Raw genomic sequence first — 22,384 nt, 5'->3', positions numbered from 1 at the left:
AACGCGACCTTAGATCATTTCTTCGCCGCCCTTCCCGCCGAGAACGATTTCTCCGGCTTCGGCCATACGGCGGGCAATGGTGAGGATTTCCTTCTGCGCGGTCTCCACATCGCTGACGCGCACCGGGCCCTTGGCCTCCAGGTCGTCGCGCAACAGTTCGGCCGCCCGCTTGGACATGTTCTTGAAAATCTTCTCCTTGACGCCCTCGTCCGAGCCCTTGAGGGCCAGCACCAGCACATCGGAAGACACTTCGCGCAGCAACGCCTGGATCCCGCGATCGTCGACGTCGGCCAGGTTGTTGAACACGAACATGAGGTCTTCGATCTGGCCGGACAGGTCTTCGTCGACTTCGCGGATCGAGTCCATCAGCTGGCCTTCGATCGAACTGTCGAGGAAGTTCATGATATCGGCCGCACGCTTGATACCGCCCAGGGTGGTACGCGAGGCGTTGGAGTTGCCAGCGAACTGCTTCTCGAGAATCTGGTTGAGTTCCTTCAGGGCGGCCGGCTGCACGGTATTGAGCGAAGAAACCCGCAGGATGATGTCCAGGCGCGCCTTGTGGTCGAAGTTGCCCAGCACTTCGCCCGCCTGGTCCGGATCGAGGTAAGCCACCACGATCGCCTGGATTTGCGGGTGCTCGTAACGGATCACGTCCGCCACGGCGCGCGGCTCCATCCACTTCAGGCTGTCCAGGCCGCTGGTGTTGCCGCCCAGCAGGATGCGATCGATCAGGCCGTTGGCCTTGTCCTCGCCCAGGGCCTGGGTGAGCATCTTGCGCACATAATCGTCGGAGCCCACGCCAAGGCTGGTCTGGTCGCCGACGATGTCGACGAACTCGCTCATCACCTGCTCGACCTGCTCACGATGCACGTTGCCCATCTGCGCCATGGCCACGCCCACGCGCTGAACCTCTTTGGGGCCCATGTGGCGCAGCACCTGCGCGGCATCGGTGGAACCCAGGGACAGCAGCAGAATCGCCGCCTTGTCGACCCGGGTCAGTTTGGCGGTAGCGGCTCGGTTATCACTCATCTGCGTTAATCCACTCTTTCACGACCTGGGCCACGCGACCCGGATCTTCTGCCACCAGGCTCTTGATTGCGTTCAACTGTGCGTCATAACCCTCGCTCGGGCTAGGCAGCAGAATGCTCTGCGGGCCGCCGAGGCTGACGCGGTCGTTGGCCAGCTCGCCATCCAGGCCACCCATGCCGCCGAGTTCGACATCGCTGCCGAGCCCTGCCAGGTGCTTGCCCTTGCCGCCACCGGTGATGTTGTTGAGCACCGGACGCAGCACGCCGAACACCAGCACCAGGATAAATAGCACGCCCAGCACCTGCTTCACGATGTCCCAGAACCAGGGCTGCGAATAGAACGGAATGTCGGCGATCACTTCGCCGCGGTCGGCGGAGAACGGCACGTTGATCACGCTGACGCTGTCGCCACGGCTGGCGTCAAAGCCCACGGCATCCTGTACCAGGCGGGTAAAGCGCGCCAATTCGTCGGCGCTCCAGGGCGCGCGGGTGGTTTCGCCGTTGGCCGCGTTGACCTTGACCTGATCGTCGACCACCACCGCCACCGAGAGCCGGTTCAGACGCCCCTGCTGCTGCTTGGTATGGCTGATGGAACGATCCAGCTCGAAGTTCTTGGTGGATTGTTGACGCTTGTCGTTAGGGTACGGCGCCAGCATCGGCTGGCCGGTGGCCGGGTCCATGATCTGCTGGCCGTTGGCGTCCAGCAGCGGCTGGCCGGGCTGCACCATGCCGGCGGCCGCGGTAGCACCACCAGTGGTCTGCGGCGCGCTGGCCGGCGACGGCGGCTGGTTGCTCAGGGCGCCGGGAACGCCTTGCGGCCCCAGGCTGCTGGAACGCTGCTCGTTGACCGACTGCTCGCTGCGCAGGGCGGGCTGGTCCGGGTTGAATTGTTCGGAGGTCGACTCGACGGCGCTGAAGTCCACATCGGCGGACACTTCAGCCTTGTAGCGGTCGTTGCCCAGGATCGGCTGCAGGATATTGTGCACCCGCTGGGTCAGCATGCTTTCCATGCGGCGGCTGTAGTCGAATTGCTTGCCGGCCATGGTCAGTTCGGAGTTTTCCGCCTGGTCGGAGAGCAGGTTGCCCTTCTGGTCGACCACGGTGATCTGCGACTTGCTCAGCTCGGGAACGCTGGTCGCCACCAGATTGACGATGGCGACAACCTGGCCCGGCTCCAGCGAACGACCGGAATACAGCTCGACCAGCACCGAAGCGCTGGGCTTGCGCTCATCGCGCACGAATACCGAGCTTTTCGGAATGGCCAGGTGCACGCGCGCGCCCTTGACGTTGTTCAGGCTGGAGATGGTGCGCGCCAGTTCGCCTTCCAGGCCGCGACGGTAACGGGTCGCTTCCATGAACTGGCTGGTCCCCAGGCCCTGCTCCTTGTCGAGGATCTCGAAACCGATGTTGCCGTCGCCCGGCGCCACGCCGGCAGCCGCCAGCTTGAGGCGCGCGCGCGGCAGGTCGTCGGCCTTGACCAGCAAGGCACCGGAGTTGGGCTCGACGGTGTAGGGAATGTCGGCGGAGGCCAGGGTATCCATGACCTGCTTGGCGTCCATGCCGGCAAGGCTGCCGTACAGCGGACGGTAATCGGGCTGCTGGGACCACAACACCACGGCAAAACCAATCGCCACGCTGGCGGCCAGGCCGACCAAAAGGCCGACCTGACGCAGCATGGTCATTTCGGAGAGGTTTTCCAGAAAGGACAGACCGAACAGCGGCGGTTTGCCTTCTGTCGGAGTGGCCTTGGCCGGTACGTTATCGGCGACTGCTTCTGCCATGACTCAATCTCGTCCTTAAACCGGCATCTGCATGATGTCTTGGTACGCCTGAACCAGCTTGTTGCGCACCTGGGTCAACGCCTGGAACGACACGCTGGCCTTCTGCGAAGCGATCATCACGTCCGTCAGGTCGACGCCGCTCTTACCGATCTCGAAGGCCGAGGCCAGCTGGTTGGAGGCCTGCTGGGTATCGTTGACCTTGTTCACCGCCTGCCCAAGCATGTCGGAAAAACTGCTGCCGCTCACCTGCGGCACCGCGGCCGATTTAGGCTGGGCCATGGCGTCCATTTGCATGGCTCGCATGTCCAGCATCAACCGATTAAATTCAATACCTTGGCTCATGGTCTACTCTCTCCGACGACCCGCAATTTTTTGACACTCACGCAGCGGTTAGTGAGGTGTTAGCAACAAGGGTGCCAGCTCCACGGTGGCACCGAACAAAAGCCTGTAGAGGCTCAAGTCTTCACGCTTCATGTTGCAAACAGATAAGCCTCGACATCCATTCCGGCATCGCGCATCTGCGCCAGCTTGTAGCGCAGGGTCCGCGGGCTGATACCCAGCCGTCCGGCCGCTTCCTTGCGACGGCCGCGCTCGGCGCGCAGGGTATCGATGATCATCTGGAATTCGCGACGCCGCAGATCGTCGCCCAGGGCCCCGGCGGATTCAGCCGTCGGCACTTCGGCTTCCACCGGCATAGCGCGCACCGGCGTCATGGCAGCAGGCGCCGCCGGCAGCGGCGCACAGGCCAGCGGCCCGCCCAGGCAAAAGTCTTCCGGCTGGATCAGGCCGCCCTGCTGCAGGATCAAGGCACGCTGGATGGCGTTATCCAGCTCGCGCACGTTGCCCGGCCACGGATAACCGACCAGGCACGCCTGCGCCTCGGCCGACAGGCGCGCCGCAGCGTGCTTCATTTTATTGACGTGCCTGGCCAACAGGCGCTCGGCCAGCGGCAGGATATCGGCGGTCCGCTCGCGCAGTGGACGCCAGGCCAGCGGAAACACCGAGAGCCGGTAGTAAAGGTCTTCACGGAAGCGCCCCGCCGCCACTTCGCCGGCCAGGTCGCGGTTGGTGGTGGCTATCACGCGAATGTCCAGGGTGATGGGCTTGCGCGCGCCCACCCGCTCGACTTCACGCTCTTGCAGCACCCGCAACAACTTGGCTTGCAGGCCCAGCGGCATCTCGGAAATCTCGTCCAGCAGCAGTGTGCCGCCATCGGCTTGCTCGAACTTGCCGGGCTGGGCGGCGATGGCGCCGGTAAAAGCTCCCTTCTCATGACCGAACAGCGTGGCCTCGAGCATGTTGTCCGGAATCGCCGCACAGTTGATGGCGATGAACGGCTGGCTGGCGCGCGGGGATTGCTGGTGAATGTAACGCGCCAACACCTCTTTGCCGGTGCCGGACTCGCCAGAGATCAATACTGTGGAATCGCTGCGCGCGACCCGCGCCGCCAGCTCGAGCAACTGCGCGCTGGCAGGCTCGAATGCCACCGGCCCTTCGCCTTCCGCCGCGCCCCGGCCACCCAGGGCGTGGCACGCCACCAGGTCCAGCAGTGCCTTGGGCTCGAATGGCTTGACCAGATAGTCGGCAGCGCCTTGACGCATGGCCTCGACCGCCCGCTCGACCGCACCATGAGCGGTCATCAGCAGCACCGGAAGCTGCGGCTGACGCGCACGCAACAGGCCCAGCAACTGATGACCGTCCATGCCCGGCATGTTGACGTCGCTGACCACCAGGCTGAACGACTCGCCAGACACCGCCTCCAGCGCTTCTTCCGCGCTGCCGACCGCCTTGTAGTCATGACCGGCCAACAGCAGCGTATCCGCCAGGGCCTCGCGCAGGGCGCGATCGTCTTCAACCAGTAAAACCTTGATTGCCATTACCTTCACTCCACTCCTTGCGCGCCGGAAAACAGCGGCAAAACCACCAGCGCACAGGTACCGCGCCCAGGACGCGAGCGCAGCAGCAATTCTCCCTGATGGGCACGCGCCACCGCCTTGACGACCGTCAGGCCGAGGCCGGTTCCCGTGGCCTTGGTGGTAAAAAACGGCTCGCCCAGACGCGCCAGCACCCCAGCGTCGATGCCGCTGCCGCTATCACTGACACACAAGCGCAGGCTGTTGCCCCGGGTATACAGGTGAACTTTCAGGCGCACCTGGCCGGCGCTCGCCTGGATGGCGTTCTCGATCAGGTTGAGCACGGCGCCCACCAGGGTGTCGCGATTGCACAGCAGCTCACCGACATGGCTATCGCACTGCCAGCGCACCGGCACGTCCTGTACATGGGTCAAGGCAGCCGCCTGCAGCGACTGCAACAGCGCCTTGGGGGTGACGCGATCGGTCAGCGGCAGCTCGCCGCGGGCAAACACCAGCATGTCGCGCACCTGGTGTTCCAGCTCGTGCAGGCGCTCCTTCAGGCGTCCGGCAAATCGCTGCTGGGTGGCGACAGGCAGCTCCTGCTCGGTCAGATGACTGGCATACAACAGCGCGGCGGACAACGGTGTGCGGATCTGATGCGCCAAGGAGGCGACCATGCGCCCAAGGGAAGACAAGCGCTCATGACGGGCCAACTGGTCTTGCAGGTGACGGGTTTCAGTCAGGTCGTTGAGCAACACCAACTGGCCCGGCTCGGCATCCAGCGAGCGGGTAGCGATCGACAGCCGCCGTCCGTCCTTCAAGGAAATTTCATGGCCGTCATCTTCCCGCGGGGCAAAACAGCGCGCGATGACATGACGCCACAGCTCGCCCTCCAGGGGCAGGCCCAGGAGATCGCAGGCGGCAGGATTGGCTTCACGGACAATGCCCTGGGCGTCGATGACAATCACGCCACCCGGCAACAGATCGAGGAGGTTTTGCAGGCGGTTGGCCAGACGCTCTTTTTCCGCCAGCTCCTGCATGCGCTGGGCACTGACCACGGCCAGTTCGCCCTTGAGCTCGGTGACCCGGGCCTCAAGCATGCTGTAGGAATCGGTAAGCTGGCTCGACATCTGGTTGAACAAGGCAAACGCCTGCTCAAGGCCAAGCCGGCTTGCCTGCTCTACGGACGACGATTGCCCCTGGGCTTCAGGGACAGGAGACATCTGGGCGGCTTGGGGCATCGTGCTCTCTCGCGTGGCTGACCGTCAGTTAAACGGAACGTTGAGAGAGACTTAGCAATACCCGTGCCTAAAAAAAACCGCCCGGATTTCAACAGGTTAAAAAACAGGCGTCAATCATCCGCCTGTTCATCACCCTCGCGACGGCTCATGCCGTACTTGCGCATTTTCTCCACCAGCGTGGTGCGGCGGATGCGCAGACGCTCTGCCGCCCGCGCCACAATGCCATTGGCGTCGTCGAGCGCCTGCTGGATCAGGCCCTGCTCCAGGCCGCCGAGGTAGTCCTTCAGATCCAGGCCTTCCGGCGGCAGCATGGCGGTAGCGGCGAAGTCTGGCGTGTGGCCGTTGATTGCCACCCGCTCTTCCAGGTCGCTGCGCAGGCTGTCCACCAGCTGCTCGTCTTCATCGTCGACATAGCGGAATTTCTTCGGCAACTCGACCACGCCGATCACACCGTAGGGGTGCATGATCGCCATGCGCTCCACCAGGTTGGCCAGCTCGCGAACGTTGCCCGGCCAACCATGACGACACAGCGACATGATGGCCGCGGAGTTGAAGCGGATCGAACCGCGCTTCTCGTGCTCCATGCGCGAGATCAGCTCGTTCATCAGCAGCGGGATATCTTCCACGCGCTCACGCAGCGGCGCCATTTCGATCGGGAATACATTCAGGCGGTAGTACAGGTCTTCACGGAAGCTGCCGACCTCGATCATGCTTTCGAGATTCTTGTGCGTCGCGGCGATGATCCGCACATCGACGCTCTGGGTCTTGTTGCTCCCCACGCGCTCGAAGGTACGCTCCTGGAGAACGCGCAACAGCTTGACCTGCATTGGCAACGGCATGTCGCCGATCTCGTCGAGGAACAGGGTGCCGCCATTGGCCAGCTCGAAACGTCCGGCACGGCTGGTGATGGCCCCAGTGAAGGCGCCCTTCTCATGCCCGAACAGCTCGCTCTCCAGCAACTCGGCCGGAATCGCGCCGCAGTTGACCGGCACGAACGGCGCTTCGCGGCGCTTGGAGTGATAGTGCAGGTTGCGCGCCACCACTTCCTTGCCAGTACCGGACTCACCGAGGATCAACACGCTGGCATCGGTATCCGCCACTTGCTGCATCATCTGCCGCACATGCTGGATCGCCCGGCTGGTGCCGACCAGACTGCGAAAGAGGTTGGGCTCGCGATGGCGACCGCGCTCGCGGGCCTGATCGTACATTTCACGATAGACCTGGGCACGGTGCAGGGAATCGAGCAATTTGCTGTAGCTGGGGGGCATTTCCAGGGTGGAAAGCACTCGCCGACGCTGGTCTTCAGGCAGGTCGATGGAAGAATTATCGCCCATTAACAAAACCGGAAGGAACTCATCCCAGGTCGAGAGTGTCTTTAACAAGCCCAGAAGTGCGCCAGGAGCATTTACAGTCCCAATGAGGACACAGATCACTTCACGACTTGATGACAAAGAGCCGACAGCCTGCTGCCAGTCATGGCTACCGCAGGGTAAATTTTCTTCGCCAAGAAAATTTAAAATCACCGCCAGATCGCGGCGGCGGACGCTATCGTCATCAATTAGCAGAATTTTGGTTTCACGCCACATGCAATAGCAACTTCCCTAGTCAACTCAATGCCCGGAATCAGGGCAAGCTAGACGCTTGTAGGCATTTTGAGCCTGATAGACGTCTGAAATCTGAAAACAGCCACTAGTTAAGTCAAAAAAGCGTGCACAGTCAAATTTATGGCGCACTGGATTCGGATTAACTGAGGGGTTAATTAACCGAACAGATGGTAAACCTTTGCCGCGTTCTGCGCTTGATGGATCTGCGACATCTCGTCGACTATTGCCTGCCGCTCCCCCGTCGTCACCTCAAGCAACTGCCGATAGACCCCCAGCAGCTCTTGTAGATTCTCGCGCAATGCGACCTCATCCTCCGGGGCCTCACTCAAGATGTCTTCCATGCAGGATCGGCACGCCAGGTCCAGCTGACCGATTGCCTCCCAGTCACGCTCGGCCAGGGCGGCAATCAGTGCTTCTCGGGTTTCTTCGATACGCTGCAATACAAGACTCATGGTGATGATCTCCTTAGAACTGCGGACCCGGCGCAGCGATGGCGTCCCAGCCTTCCTTGACGGTTCGCAGCAGGCCTGCGACCTCGTCGAGAATCGACGGATCGGTCTTGATGTTGGCCTCGGCGAGGCGAGTCATCATGTAGGTGTACAGACTGTCCAGATCCCCCAGGGAATCCGCCGAGTTTTCCAGGTCGAGCCCTTCGCGCAAGCCGCCGATGATGCCGATGGCCTTGCTGATGAATACGCCTTTGTTGGCGACATCCTTGCGCTCCATCGCGCCCTTGGCTTGAGCGATACGGTCCAGACCGCCCTCCATCAGCATTTGCACCAGGCGATGAGGACTGGCCTCGGAAGTCTGCGCCTGGGATCCGACCTTCTGGTATTGCCGAAGGGCTAACATCGGGTTCATGTTCTACCTCATCAAAACTCAAGGGTTCGTATAACCAGCGTATCGACGCTGCGTCAAAAAACTTTAGATCAAAAGCCAAAAGCCCGGAACGCTATGAACGTTGCCGGGCTTTTGGCGCCTTGCATCAATCAGCCTTTCTGTTGCGCCGTCAACGCCTCGAACATCGAAGTGATGTTGCTGGCGGTGGCCTTCAACTTGCCGACCAGGGTATCCATGTCGTTGTACTTCTTGGTCAGGACCGCCGTCAGGGTCTCGATACGACGATCCAGCGCCGCCTGATCCGCAGCCAGCTTGGTCTTGGTCTTGTTCAGCGCGGTGGTGCGCTGGTCGAGAACGCCGCCGGTCTGGGCAAAAGGCGCAATGGCCTTGTCCATGCGGTTCAGCAGACCATTTTCACCGGTGAACAGGGTCTGAACCTCACCACCGAGTTTCTTGTCGTTCATCGCCGCGGTGAACTTGGTGGAGTCGAAGTCCAGGGCACCGGTCTTCTGGTTGGTGGTGATGCCCAACTGAGCCAGAACGGTCAGCTTGTCGCCAGACCCCACTTCCGACAGCGGCGCGCGAATGGCCGCCAGAATCGAGCGCGGCAACGAGTCGCCGGTCAACTGCGCCGGGATGGTCGGCTTGCCGTCATCATCCAGGGACGGCTTGGTCAGCGCGGTCACACTGTTGGCCACCGCGTTGTAGGCGTCGACGAACTTCTGGATCGAAGCCTTCAAACCATCGGTGTTGGCCGCCACGGTAATAGTCGAGGTACCAGGAGCGACCAGGTTGAAGGTCATCCCGGAAACCGCCTTGTCCACGGCGTTGGTCTTGCTCGTCAGCGCCATGCCATCAACGGTGAAGTTGGCATCCTTGGCCACGGCACCAATGGACCCGGCGGAGGTAGCGGTCATCGGTGAACCAGCGCTCCCGACGACGGTGCTGCCATCGATCTCCAGGCCAGCAATACCACTCAGGGAAATATCGGAACCCGCCCCCGTGGTGGTAGACCCCACCACCAGGCGCGAGCCGAAGGAGTCGGTCACGATGTTGGCGCTGATCCCGGCGCTCTTGAGCGAAGCGTCGGCGTTGATCGAGTCACGCACCGATTGCAGGGTCGCACCGGCCTTCACATCGAGGTTGTAGTTAGTGCCATTTTGACTGATTTTCAAAGTACCAGTCGGAATAGCACTGGTAGCACCACCGGCGAAGGCAGCACTGGTGACTTTCGAGGCGGTTGCAAGATTGCCGACCGAGACGACATAGCTGCCGTTGACTGCGTTGTTGCCAGCGACTGCCGTTACGTACTTGTTGTCGGAAGTAGTGGCGGCATAACCGGGGAACTGCGGATTGGTCTTGCTGCTGAGCTCGGTAATGGTGGTCCGAAAGGTCGACAACAGGGACTTCAGGGTACCGATCCCGGAGATGCTCGCGGAGTTGGTGGCTGTTCCCCGATCGATCTGACCTTGCTTGGCCGCTTTGTCAGCGTTCACCAAGGCTTTGACGATAGCACCGGTATCGAGGCCGGAGCCGAGACCGGTACCCGGTAGAATTGGACTTGCCATGGAGATCTCCCTTCAGTGTGTCGCCGGTCTTTTGACCATTACAACGCCCAAAAGAACATAGCAACAAATTTCGTGCCAGCTGTCAGACCTTAGCGCTGAACAACAAGCTGCTCGCATCATTCAAACTATTGGCCAGTTTCAGGACTTCTTCGTTGGGGATCTGACGGATCACCTCACCGGAGTCGCTGGCAATGACCTTAACGACGACCTTGCCAGAAGGTTCGTCGATCGAGAATTCGAGGTTTCGCTTGACCGACTGCACAAACTTTTCAATTTCTGCCACGGCCATTTTCAATTTGTCCTGCTCGACCTGTTGCGCCTGTTTACTCTCTTCCTTGGCGGCGGAGAGTGCCACAACGTCTGCTTGAGGCTTCTCCACCGGCTTGTCGGCAACAGGCGTCGCCGGCTTGGCCGCTGAATAAGACAAGTTCAGCTTCACGCTCATATCCATGTCCATCACCTCTTAACGTAAAAAGCGAGAGAGCACGACTAGCGCACTCCCCCGCCTAAGCCTAGCCGGCTATTACTGAAGCAGCTTCAGTACAGCGGATGGCAGTTGGTTGGCCTGGGCCAGAACCGAAGTGGAAGCCTGTTGCAGGGTTTGCTGCTTGGTCAGCTGGGCGGTTTCAGCAGCGAAGTCGGTATCTTGTACGCGGCCCCGTGCAGCTTCAGCGTTTTCGTTGATGTTCTGCAGGTTGGAGACGGTGCTGGTCAGACGGTTTTGCGCAGCACCGAGGTCAGCACGGCTGGCGTTGATGGTTGCCAGGGCCTTGTCGATTGCGTCGATCGCTTTCTTGGAGCTGGCTTCGGCAGTGGTGCTGTCGCTACCGGTGATAGCGATGGTAGCAGAGTCAACGCTCAGGGTCGCAGCGTCGAAGCCGCTGGCCAGAGTGATGGTGATCTGGTTGGTCGCACCGGTGTTGGAACCGACCTGGAAGGTCATGGTGCCAGCGGTACCGTCGATCAGGTTCTTGCCGTTCAGGTTGGTCGACTTGGCGATACGAGTCAGCTCGTCCGACATCGAAGCGAATTCTTTGTTCAGAGCAACGCGGTCAGCAGTGCCGTTGGAGTCGTTTCGTGCTTGAACAGCCAGTTCACGCATACGCTGCAGGATGTTGGTGGATTCCTGCATCGCGCCTTCAGCGGTCTGAGCGATGGAGATACCGTCGTTGGCGTTTTTGATCGCCATGGTCTGACCACGGATCTGCGAAGTCATACGGGTTGCGATTTGCAGACCAGCAGCGTCGTCTTTGGCGCTGTTGATTTTCAGGCCGGAAGACAGGCGAGTCATCGAAGTCGACAGCGCATCGGAAGCCTTGTTCAGGTTCTTCTGAACGTTCAACGATGTGACGTTAGTGTTTACTGTTAAAGCCATGACGAATTCCTCGTTGGTTGGGTACTGCGGCTTCCGGCCCTGGCAACCGCCGGGTATGGCCTAGAGAACCTTCGTAATAGTTATCGTCGGCAATGCAAGTTGCTTTAGGGGATTTTCAAAAAAATTTGCCATCAGGGTGCCACCCCTCGTAAATCAAGGGCTTGGCGAATTCATGGGGTAAAAAAATGGCGTCAGGAAAATGCCGGAACCACCCGAACGAAAGTCGCCAGTTCCGGCCGCCAGGAGAAATGTTTCAGCGGATGCCGACGCAGCGCAGCAGTTCGACGCACTCGTATTGCAGGTAGTCGGCCAGGGCGAGCCAGTTTTGCCCTTGCTGGCACTCGAACATCAGGCCAAGCAATGCTTCCCAGTCCTGCCGCTGTTCCGGCGCAGCGCTATCGATCACCGCCTGGGCCGCCTCTATCAACTGGACCATGGTCATGGCCGCTTCGACATCGTGTCCCAGGCGAAAGCCGTCGGCGCATTGTTGCAAGCGAGTGATCAGCCCCTCGACTTCGCTCATTGGCTGAACTCCGGATGGTAGGTCGTGCCGGCAATCATGGCCCCGTCCCGACTGCTGTTATAGAAGTGCACCTGCGGATGCCCGGCGATGAAACGCTCCAGCTCGCACAGGTAGCTGCGGAAGTTGAGCTGGGTTCGGACTCGCTGGCCATGCCCGTCCAGCACCCAATGCCGGGCAGCGCCCAGTTGCGGCCCCAACTCGCCATCGAGCCAGCCGGCGTGGGTCTTGTTCATCGGGAAGGCAAAGTCGGCACCGAACAGGGTGATCTGCTGCGCGCCCATTCTGACCGCCAGATCTACCGTCGGGTGAATCACGCTGCCGCCGACATACAGCTGCGCCTTGGGCAACTGCTGGCGTATCCAGCCGTAGATCGGGCTGGCCGAGTACCCCACATAACGTGGCCCCTGCCAGCGCGCCAGGATCTGCGGGTCGACCATCGGCAGATAGACCAGGGCGATACCCGCGGACTGCTCGGGCGGCAGGTGAAGGCCGGAAATGCGGTGATCGATACTGACCACGATATCCGGCTCGATCCCCTGCTTGAGCAACGGGCGGTAGGCGGTATCGACACAGATCAGTAGCGGACGTTGAGCCTGGGAGCGTATCTGGCGCAAGCGTTCGAAATGCCGCTCCAGGCTCGGCCCGGTGGCGATCACGAAAACCTCCCGCCCGGCCTGGGTGCCGAACAGCTGCGCCACGTCGCTGTCGCCGGCCACCAGCTCGGCGCTCGATTGCAGGCGCTGGAGCACCTCCGGGGAATCGGCCACGAAGTCGCGGTTATTGAAGGCCAGGTGCACCTCGCTGACCAGGCGGTCGCGGATCTTGGCATTGTGGTCATCCGCCAGTACCAGCTCGGCGGGCAAGGCGAAGAACGGCATCTGGATTTCCGCCAGGTCGCCGGCATATGCCAGCTCCACCCGTGGGTCGCTCAACCAGGCCTGCTGGTCGAGCAATTGCAGCACCAGGGCGAATACCGCACCGTTCAGGATGTGCACCTGCAAGCGCTGCAACGCAGGATTTTCCAGCAAGACCTGCTGCAAGTCGCCCAGGCCGGTGCCGTACAGATGGACCACCGGGCTGTCCACGGGCAGGCTCGCGGCCTGGGTCCTGGCCTCTGCGGTACGGTCGTGACGACTGGTGAGCTGGATCCCGGAAATGCTCAGGGTCGAGCCCAGCCCCTCGACCAGATCCGCCTGCAGCGCGGCACTGTCCTCTGCCAGCAGCCGCTCGAGCAGGCGTGGCCAGCGAGCCTGTATGACCTGGGCATTGCCCTCGAAGCTTTCGCTCATGCGCTATGTGCCTGTTTTCTTCATGCAAAAAAATAGCGCTCAGGGTACACCCTGGGCGCCATTTTTGGAGGCTGGACGGATCAACTCATGGACGATAGATAATCGCCGAGCCCCAGGACAGCCCCACACCGAAACCGCTCAGGGCCACACGTTGCCAGCTCGACTCGAGCACGTGCTTTTCCAGCAGCAGCGGAATGCTGGACGACACGGTGTTACCGGTCTCGACCATGTCCTTGATGAACTTCTCCGGCTCGCCCTCGAAACGACGCGCTACCGCATCGACGATTGCCGCGCTGCCCTGGTGGATGCAGAACGCATCGATCTGCTCGGGCGTAAGCCCCGACTCGTCGAGCAACTCATGCAGATGCGCAGGGACTTTCAACAGCGCGAAGTTGAAGACCTGGCGGCCGTTCATGAAAAACACGCCATCGCTGACTTTCAGATGGGGCGCACCGGAACCGTCGGTGCCGAACTTGGCCTTGCCCAGTTGCCAGGGCGCGTCCTCGCCCATCCAGGTGGCCGTTGCCGCATCACCGAACAGCATGGTGGTGTTGCGGTCTTCCGGATTGACGATTTTCGAATAGGGATCGGCGGTCACCAGCAGGCCGTTCTTCAGGCCCGCGGCCTCCATGAAGCCCTTGAGCGCATAGATGCCGTAGACATAACCGGAGCAGCCCAGGGAAATATCGAAGGCCGCGACGTGGGTTGGCAGGCCCAGCTTGTCCTGCACGATCGCCGCAGTGTGCGGCAGGCCTTCCTCGTCGCCGTTCTGGGTGACGACGATCAACGCGTCGATCGACTCGCGCGCCAGCTGCGGGTTGTTGGTGAACAGCGCATTGACCGCTTCGACACACAGGTCCGAGGTTTCCTGCGTCGCGTCTTTGCGCGGCAGGAAGGCCGAACCGATCTTGCCGAGGATGAATTCTTCATCCTTCTCGAATTTTGCACCTTGTGCGTAATTGTCCACGCCGGCTACGGGCACGTAGCTCGCAATGCTCTTTATGCCAATCATTACGGCTTCCCAATAATAAACAGCTGAATACCCCGGTCACGGGGACCGGGGCTGCCGATAAACAGAAAATTCCTGTCATCCCTGACAGGCGACAGCGGGAAGAGTAGATGACCATCACTGCGCCGTTGCCGGCCAGGCGCCATCTTCCCGGTCAATACAATACAGTGAAGATGCGCGTTATGACTTGCAGGTCACGCTATTTTGCCGAATCGTGCCGATAAACGACTATTCGACAAACGCCCAGTCCAGCGCGGTACCGCGCTTGAGGGCCTGGCGTGCGCAACGCCCGAGAATCGCATCGATGTGCTTGGGGGCCAGCCCCAGGCCCGGGCGGATAGCCCTGAGGTTGTCGCCGCTGAACACTTCCCCCGCCGCCATGTCCCGGGTGACATATAGCGAGCGACGGTATAGCACCGACTGGCGCTCGGCCTCGGTCGCGCCGTAGCGCACCTGGCCCAGGGCCTGCCAGGCGCGTTCGGTTTCCAGCACCAGGCTGTGCAGTTCCGACGGCTCCAGGGAAAAACTGGCGTCGACCCCGCCAGCAGCGCGATCGAGGGTGAAATGCTTCTCCACCACCGTGGCCCCCAGCGCCACCGCGGCCACCGAGACGCCGACGCCCATGGAGTGATCGGACAGGCCGACTTCACAGCCGAACAGTTCGCGCAGATGGGGAATGGTCAGGATGTTGCTGTTTTCCGGCGACGCCGGGTAGGTGCTGGTGCACTTGAGCAGCACCAGGTCCTTGCAACCGGCTTCCCGGGCCGCGCGCACGCTCTCGTCCAGCTCGGCGATGCTGGCCATGCCCGTGGAGATGATCAGCGGCTTGCCGGTCGCCGCGACCCGACGGATCAGCGGCAGGTCGGTGTTTTCGAAACTGGCGATCTTGTAGGCAGGCACATCGAGGCTCTCGAGGAAGTCCACGGCGCTCTCATCGAATGGCGTGGAAAATGCCAGCATCCCCAGCTCCCTGGCGCGAGCGAAGATCGGCGCGTGCCACTCCCAGGGCGTATGGGCCTTTTCATACAAGGCATACAGCGAGGAGCCGGCCCAGAGACTGGACGGATCCTTGATGAAGAACTCGCCATGATCCAGGTCCAGGGTCATGGTGTCGGCGGTGTAGGTCTGCAGCTTCAAGGCATGGGCACCGGCCTTGGCCGCCGCCTCGACGATCTGCAGGGCGACCTCCAGCGACTGGTTATGGTTGCCACTCATCTCGGCGATGATGAAAGGTGGCGAGCCGGCGCCAATCGAACGCGGGCCGATCTTGAAACTAGTCATTGGGGTCTTCCTTCGCTTCACGCATGAATTCATCGGTGGCCGTTTTCTCACCGGCACCGCACACAGGCCGTCCCGTCCTCTCAAGCAGCGCCGCCGCCACCCGCGCTGCCCCCTGCCCGTCCACCAACTGTCGGGAGCGTTGCGCCAGGGCCTGGCGCAACGGGTAATCGTCGACGAGCGCCACGACCGCCTGGCGTATCTGTTCGACACTCACTTGCTCGCTGCCGCCCAGGTAGAGGTGCATGCCCGCTTCGGCCAACTGCCGGGCATTGGCCTCCTGGTTGCCGGCCACGCTGATGCACAGGGTCGGCAGGCCCAGCGCGGCGCGCTCCCAGCTGGTGCCGCCACCGGCACCGATAAACAGGTCCGCCTCGGCCATCAGGCGGAAGAAGTCGCGGGTATAGGCGTGCAAGCGCCAATCTTCACGACCGGCGGCCAGGCGCTGCATCTGCTCCCAGGCCGGATTGTCGGCACCGGCGACAAAATCCACCTCCAGCCCTGCAAGCCCGCTCAACGCCTGCATGGCCTTGTGCGTCTGGCTGGCTGCATCGAAACCGCCAAAGTTCACCAACACCCGGCGTGCCCGTTGCCGGATGACGATCGGCGGGCAATCGAACTCTTCTCGCAACAGGGCGAAATGCGGCCCAAACAACGTCCGGCAAGCGCTGCCGAGCAGCCCCGCGTATGCCTGCGGCGTGCCGCTGAAATTCTGGTCGAGCAACAGATCGACGGCGTGCCGCCGGTTGGCCAGGTCGTCGATGGCGGCGATCCGCGGCGCCCACTGGCGTGCCGCCTGCTGCCATTGGGCATCGAGACCGTAATGGTCGACCAGCACCCAGTCGAAACGCGGTTGATCCTGCAACCGAGCCTGCAAAGCGGCGATATCCGCCTGCCAGGGCAGCAATGCTTCGATGTCCCCCTGGGTTTCGTGCGGATAGTGCGCCGGCAACGCGAAGGCCTGGAAGCCCTGCTCGACCAGACGCTCCAGCGCATGCCCAGGCAAGGTCCGGCAGGCGAACGCCACCGTGGCGCCCTGCTCCCGCAGTTTGCGGGCCAGGGTCAGGCAGCGGGCGATGTGCCCGCTGCCGATGGCCGGCGACGCATCGGCACGGATCAGCAGCCTCACTCCAGCTCTCCCCCGGCCTTGAGCGCCGCATACAGGTACTCCGCGCGCAACCAGTCCTCTTCGCTGTCGATGTCCTGGACCAGGTGCCGCGGCAGGATCACCGGCAAGCTGAGCGGGGAAAACACCAGGTCGCCACGCAACCAGGCCGCGCTGCGCCCCCAATAAAACTGCCCCGCATCCTGATAGGCCGGTGGCAAGTCCTGGGAGCGGGTGCCGCGAAACTCCGGATACAGCGCGGTCAGCGCGCCCTGCTCGTCCAGGGTCAGGGCGCGCTGCACCGGGAACGCAAAACTGCACACGGAAAAGGCGAAGGACTTGTCGGGATGGGCCGCCAGCGCCGCGAACCCCTGGCGCAGGTAGCGCACCTGCAGCAAGGGCGCGGTGGCATAGATGCAGCAGGCGTAATCGAAAGTCTCGCCATGCTCGCGCAACGCTTCCAGGGCATGCGCGATCACCGGGCCGGTGCCGGTGAAATCGTCCGCCAGCTCCGTCGGCCGCATGAAGGGCACGCGGGCGCCGCAGGCCCTGGCCAGCTCGGCGATCTCCGGATCGTCGGTACTGACCAGCACCTGGTCGAACAGTCCGGAGTCGAGCGCCGTGGCAATCGAGCGGGCAATCATCGGCACGCCGTCGAACGGCTTGAGGTTCTTGCGCGGAATGCGCTTGCTGCCGCCTCGGGCGGGAATGATCGCGATGGCGCTCAAGGCTGGGCGGGCTCCAGGACAAGCCGGCGCAATTGCTCGGCCACATAGGTTTGCCGGGCATCGTCCAGCGCTGGAAACAGCGGCAGGCTGATGGCCTCGGCGTAATAGCGCTCAGCCTCGGGGAAATCGCCGGCGGCGAAGCCCAGGTCGCGGTAATAAGGCTGCAAATGCACTGGAATGTAGTGCAGGTTGACGCCCACGCCAGCCGCGCGCAGCGCCTCGAACACCTCGCGGTGAGGGCGACGGATGCGTTCGGTTTGCAAGCGCACCACATACAGGTGCCAGGCTGACTCCGCATCGGCCTGGGCCTGTGGCAAGGTCAGCGGCAGATCGCCCAGCAGCTGCTGGTAACGAGCGGCGAGCTGTCGGCGCCGGGCGACGAAACCTTCGAGCTTGTCCAGCTGCGACAGGCCCAAGGCTGCCTGCAGGTCGGTGATCCGATAGTTGAAACCCAGTTCGGTCTGCTGGTAGTACCAGGGGCCGTGGCTCGGCTCGCTCATCTGCGCCGGGTCACGGGTCATGCCGTGGCTGCGCAGGCGCCGCAGGTGGTCCGCCAACCGTGGGTCGTTGGTCAGGACCATCCCGCCCTCGGCGCTGGTGATGATTTTCACCGGATGGAAACTGAACACCGTCATCGCGGCAAACTCGCCACAGCCCACCGGACGCCCGGCATAGGACGCACCCACCGCGTGGGAGGCATCCTCGATCAGCACGAAGTCATAACGCTTGGCCAATTGCGCCATCGCCCGCATGTCGCAGCTTTGCCCGGAGAACGCCACCGCCACCACCACCTTGGGCAGGGTCCCGCTGCGCTCGGCAGCCTCCAGCTTGCGGGCCAGTGCCCGGGCATTCATGTTCCAGGTGTGCGGGTCGATATCGACGAAGTCCACCTCGGCGCCGCAATAGCGCCCGCAGTTGGCCGACGCCAGGAAGGTATTGGGCGTGGTCCACAACCGGTCCCCCGGCCCCAGCCCGGCGGCCAGACAGGCAATGTGCAAGGCCGCGGTGGCATTGCACACCGCCACGCCGAAACCCGCCTCGCAACGGCTGGCCATGGCCTGTTCGAAGCGTTCGATGCTCGGTCCCTGGGTCAGCCAGTCGGACTGCAACACCGCCACCACCGCATCGATATCGGCCTGGTCGAGACTCTGGCGCCCGTAGGGAATCATGCCGACAACCCGGCGTGCAGCTCGGCGATCTGCTCCACCGAGAGGAAATGCGGGTTGGTGTCGGAGCGGTATTCGAACTCCTCGTCCACCGGCTGGCCCCGCTCGCCCAGGCCATCCACGGCGAAGTCGAGGTTGACGTTGGTGAAGCGGATCGACGGCTGGATGGTGTAGTGGTCGGCGAACTCCAGGGTCATGCGCGCGTCGTCCAGCGGCACCATCAGTTCGTGGAGCTTCTCCCCGGGACGGATGCCCACCCGCTTGTGCGGCAGATGCTGCGCCATGCCCTGCGCCAGGTCGACGATGCGGATCGAAGGGATCTTCGGCACGAAAATTTCGCCGCCATGCATGCGCGAGAAGCTGTCGAGCACGAACTGCACACCGTGGTCCAGGGTGATCCAGAAGCGGGTCATGCGCTCGTCGGTGATGGGCAATTCACGAGCGCCTCCGGCGATCAGCTTGCTGAAGAACGGCACCACCGACCCGCGGGAGCCCGCCACATTGCCATAACGCACCACGGCAAAGCGGGTCTGCTGGTCGCCGGCGATATTGTTCGCCGCGACGAACAGCTTGTCCGACAGCAGTTTGGTCGCGCCATACAGGTTGACCGGGCTGGCCGCCTTGTCGGTGGACAGCGCGACCACTTTTTTCACACCGTTGTCGATGGCCGCGGCGATGATGTTTTCCGCGCCATTGACGTTGGTGCGAATGCACTCGGTAGGGTTGTATTCCGCCGCAGGCACCTGCTTCAGGGCCGCGGCGTGCACCACGTAGTCGATGCCGCGCATGGCCTGGCGCAGGCGCTCGGCGTCGCGCACGTCGCCGAGGAAATAACGCATGCAGGACGCATTGAAGGTCTGCTGCATTTCGTACTGTTTCAGTTCGTCACGCGAGAACACCACCACCCGCTTGGGCTGGTACTGCTCCAGCAGGCGCCGGATGAAATTGCGCCCGAACGAACCGGTGCCACCAGAGATAAGAATCGATTTGCCGTTGAACATGCCTTGAGTCCTTTTACCTGTCAGCCAGGCTTATGCAAGCAGCTGCGCCCAGTCGACACTGGCAGGAACGCCGGGAGTGAAACCCTTGCCGCACAGGCTCAGGTTCTGGTTGTACGCCACGTCATGGGCAAAACGCGCCGCCCATTTGTCACGCAGGGCCGCCGCGGCCTGGGGATCGTCCGCCAGGGTGCCCGGGTGGAGGATCTGCACCTGCGGCGTCCAGACCGTCAGCAAGCCGGCATCGGCCACCTTCAGGCACAGGTCGACATCGCCGAACACTTCGGCGAAATGCTCTTCGTCCAGGCCGCCGACGGCGTTGTAGACCTCCTTGCGAATCATCAGGCACGCCCCGGAAACCGCCGAATAGTTCTGCTCGGCGAGCAAACCGTTGAGGTAGCCGCTGGCGCCCTTGGGCTCGCCGGCGAACGCCGCGCCCAGATGCTCGTTAAGGCCCAGGACCAGGCCGGCCGAAGTGGTCGCGCCCCTGGCGTCGAGCAGGCGGGCACCGACGACGCCGATTTCCGGACGTTGCGCCTGGTTGAGCAGGCTTTCCAGCCAGTCGGCGTTGACCACCTCGGCATCGGCCGCCAGCAGCACCAGGTACTCGCCCCGGGTCTCCTGGCTCGCCGCGTTATACAGCGCCGAGGCGCTCAGGCGCCGCGGGCTGCGTAGCACACGAATGCGCTCGCCCTTCTGCTCCAGGCTGGCCAGCCAGTCGGCCAGCTCCGGGGACTGGCTGTGGTTGTCGCCGATGACCACTTCGTAGCGCTGGTAGCGCGTGCGCTGCAATACGCTGACCAGGCAAGGCTGCAACTGTTCCAGGTTGTCTTCGCTGCGCAGAATGATCGAGACCAGGGGGCGTTCGGCATGGGCGTAGTTGATCTGGTAGACCCCAGGCTGGGTCGAACCGACCTGGGCCCGGTAGCCACGCTTGCCCAGGTGCCGGGTCAGCGCCTGGCTCTGTTGCGGGTTCTCCTCCTGCGGTGCGGCGTGGCCGATCAGCAACGGCTCGGCCAGATGGGCCAGGCCGGCCAGGCCGCCGTCCTCGATCAGGCGCAGCAACAGGTCGTATTCCATGGCCTGGGCAAAGTTCGTCGAATAGCCGCCGGCAGCCGCCAACACCTCCCGGCGAATCAGCCAATGGCCGGCCATCAGGTCCGGCACGCTTTGCAGCAGGTCCAGGTTGACGCCTGGACGGAACACGTCCTTCAACGTGCCGTCGGCGGCGTACTGGATCTCATCCATGGCCACCGCACGGCAGCCTTCGGCGCCCAGCAGTTCCAGGCTGGCGCGCAACAGCCCGCTGGCGGTGAAACGCTCGCCGGCACGGGCCAGGACCAGCCAGTCGCAGGAAGACTGGGCCAGCGCCTGGTTGATCCGCTCCACGTAGTTGGCGGTGCTGACCTTGACGAAATGCACGGTGTCGCGGGCGGTAGTGGTCGCCGGCAGCTCGCCGGTGGTGAAGACCACGACCTGGAAGGCCCGGCAATAGCCGTTGACCAGGCTGTCGAAGGTCGCCTGCAACTTGACCATGTCCGCCTCGAGGTCGAGCAGCAGGATGCCGAAGGTCGGGCCGCCACTGTGCCGGGCCAGGTATTCCCGGATCGACTTGAGCTGCTGTGCGTCGGGGCCGCGTGCCTCCAGCCAGTTCAACAGGCGTCCCGACGGCATGCTCTCCAGCAGTGCCGGGCCGTCCTGGAAGGGCACCGTGGCCAGCCGCTCGGCCCAGGCCTGCAGCTTGCGGGCGTCTTCCTGTTCCTCGGCGCTCTTGTCCTCGCACGCCTGCAGCGAATCGGCCAGGCGCCGGACCACTTCGGCGTTGAACAGGTTGAGCGTCAGCGCCTCCCACAAACGACTGCGCAGGGTGCGCTCGGTGTCGTTGACCTGCACTTGCATCAGTTCCTGCTGCTTGAGCAGCAAGCCTTCCAGCTCCTGCAGCTGCAGGCGGCCGGCGGGCATCGCATGCATGAGGAATTCGAATTCGGTCAGCAGATCGAACATCGGCTTGTTGTAGAACGGCATTTCGACGAACTGTTCCGGAGCGAACGAACGCACCGGCTCGGCGCCCGGTTCGACCCAGGCCGAACGGAAAATCATCTTGCCGTTGAGCGAACGCCCGGTCAGCAGGCACTGGGCCATGGCCACGAAGCTGTCCAGGGCCACCTGCTTGATCCGCGCAGGATCCTGGCCGCTGAGCCCCGTAGGCAACGAGGCAAGGAACTCGGCAAACGCCTCGCGCTGGGCCACCGACTTGGCATCGCCGTAGGTCAGCACCGTCAGCACGTTGGTGTTGTGTTCCGAAGCGCCGTAGTTGATTTCCCGCACTGCGAAGGGAATCGGCAGGATGCGGGCCTTGGCCGATGCCAGCAGAAAGAAGGTATGACCGATTTCCTGCCATTCGAAGCTGGTGCCCGGCGGCAGCAGGCTGTACCACTGCTGCAGCAGGTCGGTGCGGGTCACTGCGTAGAACGGCGGCAGGAACTGCCCCATGAACGCCATGACCCGTTCGCCAGCGTCCTGCGAGGAATAATCCTCGATGACCCGGCAATCGCGCCGGTAGTAGTTCACCTCGGCGCCGCGGGCAAGGTACATCATCCCGTAGCCGTGGCACAGGCCGTAGTCGGGGTTGGCTTCGAGAAACTCCACCGATTCGGTCAACGCGCCATGCAGCAGGAAGTCATCGTCGGCGGCGAACACCATGTACGGCGTGGTGACCTGCCCGACGCCGTAGGTGAGCTTGTCCTGCAACCCCTTGTAGGTGAACTGCGGCAGATGCCGGTAGTCGATCTGGGGAAACTGCGCGACCAGGGCCTCGTCGGCCTGCAGCGAGGAGTCCAGCACCAGGATCCGGCACGGATAGGTGCTGTAGTACTGCAAGGTACGGCGCAGGAACGCCTTGCGGTTGTGGGTTATCACCACCAGCGTGAAACGCTCGCTCAGCGGTGCGCGAGTGTCTTGAGACTTGTCTTGAACCTGCATCAGTGTTTCCCCACAA

The 22,384-nt window shown here is 62.7% G+C and carries 19 protein-coding genes and 1 pseudogene; all 20 read right to left on the bottom strand.

Annotated elements, in window-relative coordinates:
- Window positions 1-9 precede the first annotated feature (9 nt).
- Window positions 10-1,029, bottom strand: a complete 1,020-nt coding sequence (gene fliG / locus TO66_RS08155; protein ID WP_007922630.1) for a flagellar motor switch protein FliG — start codon at window positions 1,027-1,029, stop codon at window positions 10-12.
- A complete protein-coding gene (fliF, locus tag TO66_RS08150) occupies window positions 1,022-2,809 on the bottom strand; it encodes a flagellar basal-body MS-ring/collar protein FliF (RefSeq protein WP_044461859.1) in 1,788 nt (595 codons plus the stop codon). The genes fliG and fliF overlap by 8 nt, the downstream gene beginning before the upstream one ends.
- Window positions 2,810-2,824: 15 nt before the next feature.
- The gene (gene fliE / locus TO66_RS08145; RefSeq protein WP_044461858.1) at window positions 2,825-3,151 is read right to left on the bottom strand and encodes a flagellar hook-basal body complex protein FliE; all 327 of its coding nucleotides are present in this window, start codon (window positions 3,149-3,151) and stop codon (window positions 2,825-2,827) included.
- A gap of 128 nt (window positions 3,152-3,279) precedes the next feature.
- Window positions 3,280-4,686, bottom strand: a complete 1,407-nt coding sequence (gene fleR / locus TO66_RS08140; protein WP_044461857.1) for a sigma-54-dependent response regulator transcription factor FleR — start codon at window positions 4,684-4,686, stop codon at window positions 3,280-3,282.
- A 5-nt stretch (window positions 4,687-4,691) separates the two neighbouring features.
- Window positions 4,692-5,885 (bottom strand): PAS domain-containing sensor histidine kinase, encoded by a 1,194-nt coding sequence (locus tag TO66_RS08135; protein ID WP_177330429.1) that lies wholly within the window; start codon window positions 5,883-5,885, stop codon window positions 4,692-4,694.
- 128 nt (window positions 5,886-6,013) lie between these two features.
- Window positions 6,014-7,489 (bottom strand): sigma-54 dependent transcriptional regulator, encoded by a 1,476-nt coding sequence (locus TO66_RS08130; protein ID WP_007922638.1) that lies wholly within the window; start codon window positions 7,487-7,489, stop codon window positions 6,014-6,016.
- A gap of 173 nt (window positions 7,490-7,662) precedes the next feature.
- Entirely contained in the window at window positions 7,663-7,959 is a 297-nt protein-coding gene (gene fliT / locus TO66_RS08125; protein ID WP_044461855.1) for a flagellar protein FliT, read from the bottom strand.
- 13 nt (window positions 7,960-7,972) lie between these two features.
- On the bottom strand, window positions 7,973-8,368 hold the full coding sequence (fliS, locus tag TO66_RS08120) for a flagellar export chaperone FliS (protein WP_044461854.1): 396 nt from the start codon (window positions 8,366-8,368) through the stop codon (window positions 7,973-7,975).
- Window positions 8,369-8,496: 128 nt separating this feature from the next.
- Entirely contained in the window at window positions 8,497-9,915 is a 1,419-nt protein-coding gene (gene fliD / locus TO66_RS08115; RefSeq protein ID WP_044461853.1) for a flagellar filament capping protein FliD, read from the bottom strand.
- 82 nt (window positions 9,916-9,997) lie between these two features.
- On the bottom strand, window positions 9,998-10,366 hold the full coding sequence (locus tag TO66_RS08110) for a flagellar protein FlaG (protein WP_044465971.1): 369 nt from the start codon (window positions 10,364-10,366) through the stop codon (window positions 9,998-10,000).
- A gap of 72 nt (window positions 10,367-10,438) precedes the next feature.
- Complete coding sequence (locus tag TO66_RS08105) at window positions 10,439-11,290, bottom strand: flagellin domain-containing protein (protein WP_044461852.1); 852 nt, start codon at window positions 11,288-11,290, stop codon at window positions 10,439-10,441.
- 253 nt (window positions 11,291-11,543) lie between these two features.
- A complete protein-coding gene (locus tag TO66_RS08100; protein ID WP_044461851.1) occupies window positions 11,544-11,813 on the bottom strand; it encodes a hypothetical protein in 270 nt (89 codons plus the stop codon).
- Complete coding sequence (locus tag TO66_RS08095; RefSeq protein WP_044461850.1) at window positions 11,810-13,102, bottom strand: motility associated factor glycosyltransferase family protein; 1,293 nt, start codon at window positions 13,100-13,102, stop codon at window positions 11,810-11,812. The genes TO66_RS08100 and TO66_RS08095 overlap by 4 nt, the downstream gene beginning before the upstream one ends.
- Before the next feature lie 85 nt (window positions 13,103-13,187).
- Window positions 13,188-14,114: a ketoacyl-ACP synthase III gene (locus TO66_RS08090; protein WP_044461849.1), complete on the bottom strand. Its 927-nt coding sequence runs from the start codon at window positions 14,112-14,114 to the stop codon at window positions 13,188-13,190.
- A 225-nt stretch (window positions 14,115-14,339) separates the two neighbouring features.
- On the bottom strand, window positions 14,340-15,392 hold the full coding sequence (pseI, locus tag TO66_RS08085; RefSeq protein ID WP_044461848.1) for a pseudaminic acid synthase: 1,053 nt from the start codon (window positions 15,390-15,392) through the stop codon (window positions 14,340-14,342).
- Between the two features lie 85 nt (window positions 15,393-15,477).
- Window positions 15,478-16,518, bottom strand: a pseudogene (pseG, locus tag TO66_RS08080) (UDP-2,4-diacetamido-2,4,6-trideoxy-beta-L-altropyranose hydrolase); the annotation flags it as partial.
- Window positions 16,515-17,222 carry a pseudaminic acid cytidylyltransferase gene (gene pseF / locus TO66_RS08075; protein ID WP_044461846.1) on the bottom strand — a complete coding sequence of 236 codons (708 nt, stop codon included), beginning with the start codon at window positions 17,220-17,222 and terminating at the stop codon, window positions 16,515-16,517. The gene pseF and the pseudogene pseG, both read right to left, overlap by 4 nt.
- Window positions 17,219-18,391, bottom strand: coding sequence for a UDP-4-amino-4,6-dideoxy-N-acetyl-beta-L-altrosamine transaminase (gene pseC, locus TO66_RS08070; RefSeq protein WP_044461845.1), 1,173 nt, complete (start codon window positions 18,389-18,391; stop codon window positions 17,219-17,221). Before pseC ends, pseF begins: the two co-directional genes overlap by 4 nt.
- Window positions 18,388-19,389, bottom strand: a complete 1,002-nt coding sequence (gene pseB / locus TO66_RS08065) for a UDP-N-acetylglucosamine 4,6-dehydratase (inverting) (protein ID WP_044461844.1) — start codon at window positions 19,387-19,389, stop codon at window positions 18,388-18,390. Before pseB ends, pseC begins: the two co-directional genes overlap by 4 nt.
- Before the next feature lie 30 nt (window positions 19,390-19,419).
- Window positions 19,420-22,368, bottom strand: coding sequence for a TIGR00180 family glycosyltransferase (locus TO66_RS08060; RefSeq protein WP_044461843.1), 2,949 nt, complete (start codon window positions 22,366-22,368; stop codon window positions 19,420-19,422).
- Window positions 22,369-22,384 lie beyond the last annotated feature (16 nt).

This window comes from Pseudomonas sp. MRSN 12121, assembly GCF_000931465.1.
Classification (GTDB): Bacteria; Pseudomonadota; Gammaproteobacteria; order Pseudomonadales; family Pseudomonadaceae; genus Aquipseudomonas.
The sequence above is the reverse complement of the archived record's forward strand: the minus strand, read 5'-3'. Positions and strand labels throughout refer to the sequence as shown.